The sequence below is a fragment of the Pseudonocardia sp. D17 genome (genome assembly GCF_036984265.1).
In the GTDB taxonomy this organism is placed as follows: domain Bacteria; phylum Actinomycetota; class Actinomycetes; order Mycobacteriales; family Pseudonocardiaceae; genus Pseudonocardia; species Pseudonocardia benzenivorans.
Window position 1 is genome coordinate 138,307 of sequence record NZ_BPRG01000136.1, and the last position, 12,564, is coordinate 150,870.

Genomic DNA, 12,564 nt, shown 5'->3' on the forward strand with positions numbered 1-12,564 from the left:
GCGCTACGCGGCGCCCTCGACGATCCGGAAGTCCCGTTCGGCGACGCCGTCGAGGATGCGGACGGCGTCCTGGTAGGCCTGGCTCTCGTAGGTCGCGACGGCCACGTCGTAGTCGGCGAACTCGACGACGACGGTGCGCTCCGCGAGCCCGTGCTCCCGTGCGGTGACCTTCCCGCCCCGGGTCACGAAGCGACCCCCGGCCTCGAGCACGACCGGCGCCGCCTGTGCGCCGTACCTCGCGAGTGCGTCGGTGTCGGTCACCCACCGGTAGGTCACGACCCAGTACCCCTTCGCCACGCTCGCCGCCTTTCGTCAGGTGTTCGTCAGGGCATCGTATGCGGGCCGATAGGGGGCCTCCGGCGGACCACTCGCCGCGGTCCCGCGCCCGGGCGGCCCGTTCCTGCGTCGGTGCCGAACCCGAACACGCCCGGATGCCGACCCGGCTCCGCCTTCCCGCGAACCACCCGGATCACCAGGCCTGGCGACGGCGATCCCCGGACAACCCCTATGAATGAGCAGAAATTCTGCTGATGCCTTGAACTTCTGGGCGAGCGGGGCCATGCTCGCAGGGTCCGACACCGGCGTCGGCGAGGAGGTCCGCCGTGTACGTGGCCGACATGATGCGGCAGTCCGTCGCGTTCCACCGCGACCGCACCGCGCTGATCGACGAGCACCGCTCGCTCACCTACGGCGAGGCCTGGGACCGTGGCGTCCGGCTCGCCAACGCCCTGATCGCGCTCGGCGTCCGGCCGGGCGACCGGGTCGCGGGCCTGGAGGACAACAACCTCGGCGCGGCCGATCTCTTCATCGGCGCCGCGATCGCCGGGGCCGTGCGGGTGCCGCTCTACGCGCGCAACTCGGCCGAGGCGCACGCGCACATGATCGGCCAGACCGGTGCCGTCGTGCTGCTCACCGACGCCGCGTACGCCGACGGCGTCAAGGGGCTCGACGCGACCGTGGACTGCCTGCGCCACATCGTCGTGCGCGACGCCGGGTACGAGGACTGGCTCGCGTCGCAGCCGGCCGAGGACCCGCACGTCGTCGTGGGCGACGACGACTGGTATGTCATCCGGCACTCCGCGGGAACGACGGGCAGGCCCAAGGGCGTCGGCTACACCCAGCACGACTGGCTCGTGAACTGCCGCAACTGGTACTGCCGGCTCCCGCTGCTGCAGCTCGACAGCGTCGTCGGGCACGCGGGACCGATCTCGCACGCCTCGGGCTACCTGTTCCTGCCCGCGTGGCTGCACGGCAGCGCGAACCTGCTCTTCGGCGGGTTCGACGCGGTGAAGGTGCTCGACATGATGGAGCGCCACGCCGTCACGCACATGTTCGCGCCGCCGTCGATGGTGCAGATGCTCAGTGCGGAACCCTCCGCGGCGGGCCGGGACTGGTCGGCGCTGCAGTGCGTGCTCGTCGGCGGGGCCCCGATCACCGACGCCACGGCTCAGGCGGGCCGACGCGTGTTCGGCGAGGTCATGCACCAGGTGTTCGGGCAGACCGAGGCCGTGCCGCTCACCGAGATGACGCCCGCGGAGTGGTTCTCCGACGTGCCCGGCTCGACGCCGATGCGCGCCGCCGGCCGGGTGCTGCCGTTCGTGCGCATCGAGATCCGCGACGCCGACGGGGAGACCGTCCTGCCCCTCGGCGAGGAGGGCGAGATCTACGCGCAGTGCGAGGGCCAGATGCGCGAGTTCTGGGACGACCCCGGCCACGTCCACACCCGGACCCGGCTGATCGACGGCTGGGTCCGCACCGGTGACATCGGCCGCCTCGACGTCAACGGTTACCTGTACGTGCTCGACCGGGCCGACGACATGATCGTCTCCGGTGGGTTCAACATCTGGCCCGCCGAGCTGGAGAGCGCGATCAACGACCATCCCGAGGTCGTCGAGGTCGCCGTGTTCGGTGTGCCGCACGAGAAGTGGGGCGAGACGCCGATGGCGGTCTGCGTCGTCGCCCCCGGGTCGACGCTGCAGGCCGAGGAGGTCGTGTCACTCGTGCGCGACCGGCTCGGTTCCTACAAGAAGCCCGGCCGCGTCGAGATCACGACCGAACCGCTGCCCAAGAGCGTCGTCGGCAAGGTGCAGCGCAAGGTGCTTCGTGAACCGCACTGGGCGGGCCACGACCGGCGGGTGCACGGCGCATGACCGACGTGTTCGTCCAGGGATCGGGCATGACCCGGTTCGGGCGCCACCTCGACCGCAGCCCGCGCGACCTCGTCGAGGAGGCCGTCGCCGCCGCGCTCGCCGACGCCGGGCTCGGACCCGCCGACGTCGACGCGGTCGTCGTCGGCAACGCGGTCGACGGGCTGATGACCGGCCAGGAGTCGGTGCGCGGGCAGGTCGTGCTGCGCGGCACCGGGATCCGGGGTGTGCCCGTCGTCAACATCGAGAACGCGTGTGCCTCCGGGGCGGTGGCCGCATACCTCGGGTGGCAGTCGGTCGTCGCGGGGCTGCACCGGCGGGTGCTCGTCGTCGGCTACGAGAAGCTCGTGCACCCCGACCGGGAGAAGGCCTTCCGCGCCTTCGACGCGTCGATGGACCTCGAGGAGATGCGCGCGCTGCATCCCGAACCCCCCACCGACCGCACGATCTTCATGGACCACTACGCCGGCCGCGACGACCTCGACGAGTCCCTGCTCGCCGAGATCGCGGCCAAGAACCACACCCACGGCTCGCTGAACCCGCTGGCGCAGTACCGGACCCCGCTCGACGCGGCCGAGGTGCTGGCGTCGCGCGCGATCGTCGGGCCGCTGCGGCTGCGGATGTGCGCGCCGATGGGGGACGGGGCGGCCGCGGTCGTCCTCTCCGCTTCGCCCGGGCCGGTCCGCGTCCTGGCGTCGGCCATGACCAGCGGCCGCGGGGACGACGCGTCGATGCCGACGGCCGTCTCGCGTGCGGCATCCCTTGCGTACGAGCGCGCCGGGCTCGGACCCGACGACCTCGATCTCGTCGAGCTGCACGACGCCACCGCCGTCGGCGAGCTGGAGCTGTACGCGCAGCTGCAGCTGTGTGCGTCCGGCTCGGAAGAGGCCCTGGTCAAGGGCGGGACCACCCGGCTCGGCGGGGCCCGACCCGTCAACACCAGCGGCGGGCTGCTGGCACGCGGGCACCCGATCGGCGCGACGGGCGTCGCCCAGCTGGTCGAGCTGCACACCCAGCTCACCGGCCGCGGCGGCGCCCGGCAGGTCGACGGCGCCCGGATCGCGATGGCGCAGAACCTCGGCGGGATCGTCGGGACGGACGTGGCGTGTGCCGTCGTCCATGTACTGGGGGGAACTTCATGACGGACGAGCTTCGGACCGGCGCGATCTACGACGTGCCCTGGGCGTTCGACGACGAGCACCGCGAGTGGCAGAAGACGGTCCGGCGGTTCTGTGCCGACGTCGTTTCCCCCGGCGCCTCCCAGCGCCACGTGGAAGCCCGCTTCTCGCCCGAACTGGTGGAGGCCGCGGGGGAGCTCGGCGCGTTCGGGCTGCTCGCGCCCGAGGAGTACGGCGGCGCCGGTGCCGACCTGCGCTCCGCCTGCCTCGCCGCCGAGGAGATCGCCACCGTCGACTCCTCCCTCGCCGTCACCGTCCACGTCCAGGCGATCAGCGTCGCGCTGCTCGTGCACCTCGCGGCCGACCGCACCGACCTGCTCAAGGAGATCGTCCCCGGCGCCGCCGCCGGCAGCACCTTCGTCTCCTTCGGGCTCACCGAACCCTCCGGCGGGTCCGACGCCGGCAACATCGGGACCCGCGCCCGCCGCGTCGGCGACGACTGGGTGATCAACGGCGCCAAGCAGTTCATCACCAACTCCGGCACGCCGTTCTCGCGCTACGTGATCCTCTTCGCCGCCACCGACGACGACCCCGGCACCGGGCGCCCACCCGTCTCGGCGTTCCTCGTCCCGCTCGACGCGCCCGGCGTCACCGTCGGGCCCGCGTACGCCAAGCAGGGCTGGCGCTCGTCGGACACCCATCCGCTGTACTTCGACGACGTCCGCCTGCCCGCCGACGCCCTGCTCGGCGAACAGGGCCGCGGCTACCGCGAGGCGCTGCGCTTCCTGACGTGGGCGCGGCTGCCGATCGCCGCGATGAGCATCGGCGTCGCGCGGGGCTGTCTCGTCGACAGCGTGCGGTTCGTGGGGGAGCGCGCCTCGATGGGCAGGCCGCTGGGCGGGCACCAGGGCGTCGCGTTCCAGGTCGCCGACATTGCCGCCGCCGTCGCCACGGCCACCGTGCTCACCTACGACGGCGCCTGGAAGTACGACCGCGGGCTGCGGATCGAGCGCGAGGCCGCGATCGCGAAGCTCGTCGCCTCCGAGCTCGCCAACTCCGCGGGCTACACCGCGACCCAGCTCGCGGGCGGGTACGGCTTCATGGAGGAGACCGCGTCGACGCGGCACCATCAGGACGCGAGAATCCTCACCGTGGGCGAGGGGACGTCAGAGGTGCAGCGGATGCTGATCGCGCGCGGCCTGGGGTTGCCGGTGTGACCTCCGTGGGATCGGTCGGCGCGCCCGTGTCACGGGTGGCCCGGAAACGGGCCGAGCGGCAGCGGCTCATGGAGCGCGTCGCCGCCGAGGTGTTCGCCGAGCGCGGCTACGAGCGGGCGAGCCTGGAGGAGATCGCCGCGCGCCTCGACATGCGCGGCGCCAGCCTCTACCACTACTACCCGTCCAAGGAGGACCTGTTCCTCGCCGCGGTGCAGAACGCGACCGCCGAGGTCGTCGCCCGGCTCCGCGAGGTCGCGTCCTCGGGCGGGCCGGCGGTCGACCGGCTGCGGCGGCTCTTCGTGTCGCAGGCGCTCGTCGAGCTGCGGGACTACCCGTCGTTCGCGCCGCTGTTCCTCATGCACCTGCCCGACCCGGTGCTCGACGCCCGCGTCCGCGAGCTGTCCCGTGAGCACGCCGCGGTCTTCCGCGAGGTGGCGGCGGAGGTGGCCGGTGACAGGGGGGACGCCCTGATCGGGACGTACCTCGCGCTCGGCTCGCTCGCCTACCTGCGGCGTTGGTACGACCCGGCAGGCGCCCTCTCCCCGGAGGAGCTGGCCGAGCACGTCGCGGCGTCGCTGGTCAACCTCCTGTGAGTGAGGCCTGAGGCGGGCCCATCTGATAGACCGTCGGCCATGACTTCCGAGAGCGACCCCGCCGCCGACGCGCTCGCCGAGGCGCTGGCGAAGGCCGGGCTCGGCGGCGTCGCGCCGCCCGCCCCCGCCGACCCGCTCTCCGCGGCCCTGGCCGCCGCCGGCCTGGCCGACGCCGTGCCGGGCGCCCCCGCTCCGCCTCAGGTCGGGGGCGGCATCGTCGTCACGACGCCCGAGGCGGACGAGGAGCCCGAGGACCTGCCGCGCTGGCCCGCGGGCATCGCGACGGGCGTCGGCTCGATGCCCGGCACCGACGTGCGCGAGGCGGCCGCGATCGTGGCGGGCGAGGTGGGCGCGATGCCGTTCGTCCCGGAGCTGCCCGGCCGCGGCGTCGGCGCGGACCTCACCGGCCGCACCGCGGGCCTGCTCGTCGACATCGCGGTCGAGGTCGTGCCGACCGGCTACCGGGTCACCCAGCGCCCCGGGCGCGACCATCGCCGCGCCGTCGACCTGATGCGCGGCGACCTCGACGCGTTCGACGAGGCCTGCGACGCGATCCGGCCCGGCTGGGTGAAGGTGCAGGCCGCGGGCCCGTGGACGCTCGCCGCGACCGTCGAGACGCACGCCGGGCACCGGGTCCTCTCCGACCGCGGCGCCGTCCGCGACTTCGCGGCCAGCCTGCTGGAGGGGCTCCGCGGACATGTCGCCGAGGTCGCGGCGCGGACCGGGGCCCGGGTCGTCGTCCAGCTCGACGAACCGGCCCTGCCCGCCGTCCTGCGTGGCTCGCTGCCGACGGCGTCGGGCTACGGGACCGTCCGCGCGGTCGAGGAGAACGACGCCGCCGACCTGCTGCGCGACGCCGTCGACGCCTTCGCCGCCGTCGGGTCCCCGGTCGTCCTGCACTGCTGCGCGGACGACCCGCCCATGAAGCTCCTCGCCGGGGTCGGCGCCGCGGCCATCGGGATCGACGGAACCCGTCGCGCGATCTCCGGAGACACCGCCCTGCCCGCCGCGCTCGACGCGGTCGGGGAGGTCTGGGACGCCGGGACGCCGATCATGCTGGGGCTCGTCCGCACGACGGCGCCCGCCCGCACGCCGGAGGTGGCGGTGCTCGCCCAGCGCGCCTTCGACCTCGCCGACCGGCTCGGGTTCGCCCGGCACCGCCTCGCCGAACTGGCCGTCCCGACGCCCACCTGCGGCCTCGCCGGTGCTACCCCCGACTGGGCCCGCACCGCCCTGGGCCTGTGCCGGCAGCTGGGCGAGGCGTTCCTGGACCCCACGGGGGACAAGGACGTCGACGAGCGCTGAGGTCCTGCAGAGCCGCTCCCCGACTTGCAGGAACGGCACCTTCCCGCAGCCCAGTTGCGGGAAAGTGCCGTTCCTGCAGAACGGGTGGCCTCCTCACGGGGCCAGGACCTCGACGTTCCCGCCGCGGCCGCGCAGCCACGCCAGCAGGGTCGGGTCGTCGAGGGTGAGCTCCACGTCGTGGTCACCCAGTGGGACGCGCTCGTAGAGGCGGATCGCGGTGCGCAGGTCGAACGCGATCTCGCGGCTCGCGGAGACGGTCGTGCCGAGGTGGGTGACGGTGCGGCAGTCGGCCGGCGCACCCTCGAGAGCTTCTGCCTCGACGCCCAACGGGAGCGCCTCGACCAGCCGCTCGTGGTGCTCGCCGGTGAGGACGATCCCGTCGTCGCAGGCCACCAGCATCGTCACCCCTCGCTGCGGGCCCGGGCGTCCCGCGCTCCGGTCGTTCGGTCGTGCGGGGGTGGAGAGTACCGTCGCCGGTATGCACGAAGATCGGTTGCTGCTCGGCCCGGGCCCCTCCGAGCCGTACCCGGAGGCCATGGAGGCCCTCGCCCGCCCCGTGCTCGGCCACCTCGACCCGGAGTACCTCGCGGTGATCCGCGAGATCCGCGAGCAGCTGCAGCAGGTGTTCCGCACCGGGAACGAGCTGACGCTGCCGGTCAGCGGCACCGGCTCGTCCGGCATGGAGGCCTGCCTCGCGTCGCTGCTCGAGGTCGGCGACACCATCATCGTCGGGGTCAACGGGTACTTCGGCGAGCGGCTGTGCGAGGTCGCGCGCCGCGGTGGCGCGGAGGTCGTGCGCGTCGAGGCGCCGTGGGGCACCCCGATCGACCCGGCCGACCTCGTCGCCGCCCAGCAGGCCAACCCGCAGGCCGCGGTGCTGGCGGTGGTCGCGGCCGAGACGTCGACGGGTGTGCGCAACGACGTCGCCCCGATCGGTCCCGCCCTCGCGCAGACCGACACGCTGCTGCTGGTCGACGCGGTGACCGCCCTCGGTGGCACGCAGCTCGAGGTCGACGCCTGGCAGATCGACGCGTCGTACTCCGCGTCGCAGAAGTGCCTCGGCGCCCCGCCCGGCCTCGCGCCGGTGACGCTGGGCCCGCGCGCGGTGGCCCGGATGAAGGCCAGGAAGACGCCGGTCCGGTCGTTCTACCTCGACCTCGGGCTGCTGCACGAGTACTTCCTCGCGAGCCCGCCCACCTACCACCACACGGCGTCCTCGACGCTGGCGTACTCGCTGCACGCGGGCCTGGGCCGGCTGCTCGAGGAGGGCGTCGAGCAGGTCTGGGCGCGCCACGACCGGATCGGCCGGCTGCTGCAGTCGGCGCTGCCGGAGCTGGGCTTCGGGCTCATCGCGCCCGAGTCGCACCGGCTTCCGCAGCTGACGGCCACGACGCTGCCCAACGGCCTCGACGAGGGCTCGCTGCGCAAGCGCCTGCTGGCCGAGTACGGCATCGAGGTCGGCGGCGGGCTCGGCGACTTCGCCGGCCGCGCGTGGCGGATCGGTCTGATGGGCCACGCCGCCACCGAGCGCTCGGTCGTGACCCTGCTCGGTGCGGTCCGGGAGCTGCTGGCCTGACCTCCGTTCACGTGGGCCTCCTGGCGGCCGTCACCGCCGCCAGGGCCTCGTGGACGAACGCCTCGGTGGCGGCGTGCTCGACCCCGAAACCGGCGAGCACCGTCGCGGCGCCGTCGCCCGGGTCGGCCAGGATGCCGAGCAGCAGGTGCTCGGTGCCGATGTAGTTGTGCCCCAGACGCAGCGCCTCACGCCGGGTCAGGTCGAGTATCTTGCGGGCGCCGCTGCTGAACGGCGGGTTGGGCGGCGGATCCTCGACGGCCGGCCCGGCACCGGCCTCGGCGGTCTCCCTGATGCGGTCGAGGTCGCCGCCACCGAGCCGGCGCAGCGCCTCGCCCGCGATCGCCTGCGGCTCGGTCAGCAGCCCGAGAAGCAGGTGCCGGCTGGTCACCTCCGCCGCCTGCAGTCGCAGCGCGGCCTGCTGGGCCGCGAGCACCGTGTTCTGGGCGCGCGGGGTGAAGCGCGCGTAGAGGCCGCCGGCGAGGTCCTCCTCCCCGGCCCGTGGGACGAAGCGCTTCTGCGCCGCCTGCTTGGTGACGCCCATCGCCCGCCCGATCTCGGTCCAGGACGCACCCGTCCGGCGGGCCTGGTCGACGAAGTGGCCGACGAGGTGGTCGGCGGCCTCCCCGAGGTCGTCGGCGACGAGGACGGCCTGTCCCAGCCGGTCGAGCGGGTCGGGGGTGGGGCTGCGGTGGTGCACGGTGTCGATGAGGTCGTCGAGCCGGACGGCGGGACGGCCGGCGGAGGTGTCGTCCATACGTCAACTGTGGGTTGACGCGAAACAGATGTCAACCCCAGGTTGACGCAGTCCGCTCCAGGGTCGGGCCTCGACAGGACTTGCCGCGAGCCCACGGGGGTGAGCCGGAAAGCGGTGACGGGACGCGGCGGGGCGCGCTGGCGTCGTCGACGACTCCGACAGGTGGTTCCGCGAGAACGATGCCGCAGAGGGACGCCGGCGTGATCCTCGCCAGGAGCGGGCGGTCCTGGATCCGCCTGCCCGAAGGAGCTCCTCCCGATGACGATCGGAATCGGTCTGCCCGTCGACGACCCGGCCGTCCTGCACGACTGGGCCGCCCGCGCCGACGCCGGCCCGCTCGCCACGCTCGGCCTGCTCGACCGCCTGGTCTGGCACAACCCCGAGCCGCTCGTCACCCTCGCCGTCCTTGCCGGGGCGACGACCCGGATCCGGCTGCAGACCGAGGTCCTGCTCGCGCCGTTGCGCGCCACCGCGTTGCTGGGCAGCCAGGTTGCGACGCTCGACCGGCTCTGCGGCGGCCGCTTCACCCTGGGGCTGGGGATCGGAGGTCGCGACGACGACTTCGCCGCCGCCGACGTCGACCCCCGTGGTCGTGGTGCACGCCTGGACGCCCAGCTGCGCGACGTGCGTTCCCAGTGGGCGGGGACGACCGGCGTCGGACCGGCCCCGCTGCGCCCCCGCGGACCCGAGATCCTGCTGGGCGCCTTCCGGCCCGCCGCGTCGGCCCGTGTCGCCCGCCACGGCGACGGGCTGCTCTGCGCCGCGGCGCCGTCGTGGGCGGAGGCACTGCTGGCGACGGTCGCCCGTGAGTGGGTCGCCGCGGGCCGGGAAGGCATGCCGCGCAACGTCGCACAGGTCGACGTCGCGCTCGGGCCGCCGTCGGTCGCCGACGCCGCGCGTGCCTCGATGCGGGCGTACTACGCGTTCACCGGCGACGCGGACCGGATGGCGGCGGGCCTGCTGACCGCGCCCGCCGCCGTCGTCGCCGCAGCGCGGGACTTCGCGGACCTGGGCGTCGACGAGCTGGTCTGCTACCACTGGGCGCCGGACCCCGACCAGCTCGACCGGCTCGCCGACCTGGGGCTCTCCTGAGGCACTCTGTCGGTGCCCGCCACTAACCTCTCCCGCGTGAGCACCGAGACGTCCACCGGTCCCGCGCCCGAGCCCGCGCCCGACGCGGACCGGGAGCGGCACGCCGCGCTCGCCACCGAGGTCGCCGACCACCAGTTCCGGTACTACGTGCTCGACGCGCCGGTGGTGTCCGACGGCCAGTTCGACGAGCTGTGGCGGGAGCTCGTGGCGCTCGAGGAGCGCTACCCCGATCTCGTGTCGCCGGACTCGCCGACGCAGAAGGTCGGCAGCAGGTTCGCCACCGAGTTCGCGGCGCACGACCATCTGGAACGGATGCTCAGCCTCGACAACGCGTTCAGCGCCGACGAGCTGCGCACCTGGGCCGAGCGCGTCGGCCGCGAGATCGGCACCGACGTGCACTACCTGTGCGAGCTGAAGATCGACGGACTCGCGGTGAACCTGTTGTACGAGAACGGGAAGCTGGTCCGGGCACTCACCCGGGGCGACGGGCGCACCGGCGAGGACGTCACGCTCAACATGCGCACCCTCGCCGAGGTGCCCGAGCAGCTCACCGGCACCGCCGAGTTCCCCGTGCCCGCGCTGCTCGAGGTCCGCGGCGAGGTCTACTTCCGCCTCGAGGACTTCCAGGCGCTCAACGCCTCGCTGGTCGAGGCCGGCAAGCCGCCGTTCGCCAACCCGCGCAACACCGCCGCGGGCTCGTTGCGGCAGAAGGACCCGCGGGTCACCGCGTCGCGCAACCTGCGGCTGATCTGCCACGGCCTCGGCAAGCGCGAGGGTTTCAACCCGGAGCGGCTGTCCCAGGCCTACGACGCCCTGCGCGCCTGGGGTCTGCCCGTGTCGGGGCGCACGAAGATCGTGCAGGGGATCGACCAGGTCGTCGCGCACGTCGAGTACTGGGGCGAGCACCGCCACGACATCGAGCACGAGATCGACGGGATCGTCGTCAAGGTCGACGAGGTGGCGCTGCAGCGCAGGCTCGGCGCGACGTCGCGGGCCCCGCGCTGGGCGATCGCGTTCAAGTACCCGCCCGAGGAGGCCACCACGAGGCTCCTCGACATCAGGGTCAACGTCGGTCGTACCGGGCGGGTCACCCCGTTCGCGTTCATGGAGCCGGTCACGGTCGCGGGCTCGACGGTCTCGCTCGCCACGCTGCACAACGCCGACGAGGTGCGCCGCAAGGGCGTGCTGATCGGCGACCGGGTCGTCATCCGCAAGGCGGGCGACGTCATTCCCGAGGTGCTCGGGCCGATCATCGACGTGCGCGACGGTTCCGAGCGCGAGTTCGTGATGCCGACGCACTGCCCCGAGTGCGGTACCGAGCTCGCGCACCAGAAGGCGGGCGACGTCGACATCCGGTGCCCCAACGCCCGGTCCTGTCCCGCGCAGCTGCGGGAGCGGCTGTTCCACGTCGCAGGCAGGGGCGCCTTCGACATCGAGGGCCTGGGCTACGAGGCCGCCACCGCGCTGCTCAACGCAGGTGTGGTGGCCGACGAGGGCGACGTCTTCGCGCTGACGGAGGAGGACCTGCTGCGGGTCGACCTCTTCCGCACCAAGGCCGGCGTGCTCAGCGCCAACGGCCGCAAGCTGCTCGACAACCTGGAGAAGGCCAAGGACCGGCCGCTGTGGCGGGTGCTCGTCGGCCTGTCGATCCGGCATGTCGGGCCGACGGCGGCCCAGGCGCTGGCCCGCGAGTTCGGGTCGCTGGAGGCGATCGAGAACGCGGCGGCCCGGGCCGCCGAGGAGACGGCGAAGGCAGGGGTGGAGATCACCTCCGACGGGTCCGCGGCCGACGCCGACGACCCGGGGGAGGGCGAGATCCCGGGCTCCGGGGGTGGCGGTCCCGTCGAGGCGGGGGCGGCGGGGGGCGACGGCGCCGCTACCGAGGACGGCGCCGCTACCGAGGACGGCGCCGCTACAGAGGACGGCACCGCCGCCGAGACTGCCGCGGCCGCCGAGGACGCCGCCGTCGCCGCGGCCAGGGCCGCGCGGGAGGCGGCGCGGGCGAAGGCGAAGGCCCTCGCCGCGGCGATCGCCCCGATCGCGGGCGTCGAGGGCGTCGGCCCGACGATCGCGACCGCCGTGCGCGACTGGTTCACCGTCGACTGGCACCGCGACGTCGTGGCCAAGTGGCGGGCCGCGGGGGTGCGGATGGTCGACGAGGTCGACACGTCGGTCCCGCGCACGCTGGAGGGCATGTCCATCGTGGTCACGGGGTCGATGGCGGGGTACTCGCGCGACGAGGCCAAGGAGGCGATCGCCGCCCGGGGCGGTCGCGCGGCGGGCTCGGTGTCGAAGAAGACCTCGTTCGTCGTCGCGGGTGACGCGCCGGGTTCGAAGTACGACAAGGCGCTCGAGCTGCGGGTGCCCATCCTCGACGAGGCCGGCTTCGGCGTCCTGCTCGCGGACGGCCCGGAGGCGGCGCGGAAGGTCGCGACGATCGGCGACGCCTGACCGGCTCTGCTCGGCTCTCGACGGCGCACCGCGCCCCCGGCCGCCGACACCCCGGTGAGTGCCGATGGTCGCCACTCACGCCCCCCGGGCCGTCGCGGATGACCCCGGCCCGCGCGGCCGACCGTTCACGACCGCGACCCCGTCCGGTGTCCGAAGGGGACGGACAGCCGACGTCGGGTGACGCCCGGACCCGAACGGGCGCAATGACTGAACCGGTTCGGTGACGTCGCCGACCGACCCGGCGCGGCCACACGACGAACGGCCCCGGATGTGATCGACTGTGCGGGCGCGGCTCGACCACGTCGCGGCCG

The 12,564-nt window shown here is 73.9% G+C and carries 11 protein-coding genes; 8 read left to right on the plus strand and 3 right to left on the minus strand.

What is annotated here, in order from left to right; genetic code table 11:
• Positions 1–3 precede the first annotated feature (3 nt).
• Positions 4–297 carry a DUF1330 domain-containing protein gene (locus tag PSD17_RS21200; RefSeq protein ID WP_013673944.1) on the minus strand — a complete coding sequence of 98 codons (294 nt, stop codon included), beginning with the start codon at positions 295–297 and terminating at the stop codon, positions 4–6.
• Between the two features lie 305 nt (positions 298–602).
• Between PSD17_RS21200 and PSD17_RS21205 the strand changes: the two genes are divergently transcribed.
• From PSD17_RS21205 to PSD17_RS21225, 5 genes are read left to right on the plus strand one after another with little or no spacing between them, the layout of a single operon-like run.
• The gene (locus tag PSD17_RS21205) at positions 603–2,150 is read left to right on the plus strand and encodes a class I adenylate-forming enzyme family protein (RefSeq protein ID WP_013673945.1); all 1,548 of its coding nucleotides are present in this window, start codon (positions 603–605) and stop codon (positions 2,148–2,150) included.
• Positions 2,147–3,289, plus strand: a complete 1,143-nt coding sequence (locus PSD17_RS21210) for a thiolase family protein (protein ID WP_339124247.1) — start codon at positions 2,147–2,149, stop codon at positions 3,287–3,289. The genes PSD17_RS21205 and PSD17_RS21210 overlap by 4 nt, the downstream gene beginning before the upstream one ends.
• Positions 3,286–4,482: an acyl-CoA dehydrogenase family protein gene (locus PSD17_RS21215; protein WP_339124248.1), complete on the plus strand. Its 1,197-nt coding sequence runs from the start codon at positions 3,286–3,288 to the stop codon at positions 4,480–4,482. Before PSD17_RS21210 ends, PSD17_RS21215 begins: the two co-directional genes overlap by 4 nt.
• 35 nt (positions 4,483–4,517) lie before the next feature.
• Positions 4,518–5,075 carry a TetR/AcrR family transcriptional regulator gene (locus tag PSD17_RS21220; RefSeq protein WP_158703346.1) on the plus strand — a complete coding sequence of 186 codons (558 nt, stop codon included), beginning with the start codon at positions 4,518–4,520 and terminating at the stop codon, positions 5,073–5,075.
• Positions 5,076–5,114: 39 nt separating this feature from the next.
• Positions 5,115–6,380, plus strand: a complete 1,266-nt coding sequence (locus PSD17_RS21225) for a methionine synthase (protein ID WP_339124249.1) — start codon at positions 5,115–5,117, stop codon at positions 6,378–6,380.
• A gap of 93 nt (positions 6,381–6,473) precedes the next feature.
• Here the strand turns inward: PSD17_RS21225 and PSD17_RS21230 are convergent, their stop codons facing one another.
• Entirely contained in the window at positions 6,474–6,779 is a 306-nt protein-coding gene (locus PSD17_RS21230; RefSeq protein WP_339124250.1) for a hypothetical protein, read from the minus strand.
• A gap of 79 nt (positions 6,780–6,858) precedes the next feature.
• On the opposite strand from PSD17_RS21230, the gene PSD17_RS21235 reads away from it, so the two are divergent.
• A complete protein-coding gene (locus PSD17_RS21235) occupies positions 6,859–7,956 on the plus strand; it encodes a pyridoxal-phosphate-dependent aminotransferase family protein (protein ID WP_041759441.1) in 1,098 nt (365 codons plus the stop codon).
• A 7-nt stretch (positions 7,957–7,963) separates the two neighbouring features.
• Here the strand turns inward: PSD17_RS21235 and PSD17_RS21240 are convergent, their stop codons facing one another.
• A complete protein-coding gene (locus PSD17_RS21240; protein ID WP_339124252.1) occupies positions 7,964–8,710 on the minus strand; it encodes a Clp protease N-terminal domain-containing protein in 747 nt (248 codons plus the stop codon).
• A gap of 258 nt (positions 8,711–8,968) precedes the next feature.
• On the opposite strand from PSD17_RS21240, the gene PSD17_RS21245 reads away from it, so the two are divergent.
• Both PSD17_RS21245 and ligA read left to right on the plus strand, forming a co-directional pair.
• Positions 8,969–9,802 (plus strand): LLM class flavin-dependent oxidoreductase, encoded by an 834-nt coding sequence (locus PSD17_RS21245; protein ID WP_339124253.1) that lies wholly within the window; start codon positions 8,969–8,971, stop codon positions 9,800–9,802.
• Positions 9,803–9,814: 12 nt separating this feature from the next.
• The gene (gene ligA / locus PSD17_RS21250; protein WP_445261030.1) at positions 9,815–12,253 is read left to right on the plus strand and encodes an NAD-dependent DNA ligase LigA; all 2,439 of its coding nucleotides are present in this window, start codon (positions 9,815–9,817) and stop codon (positions 12,251–12,253) included.
• Positions 12,254–12,564 lie beyond the last annotated feature (311 nt).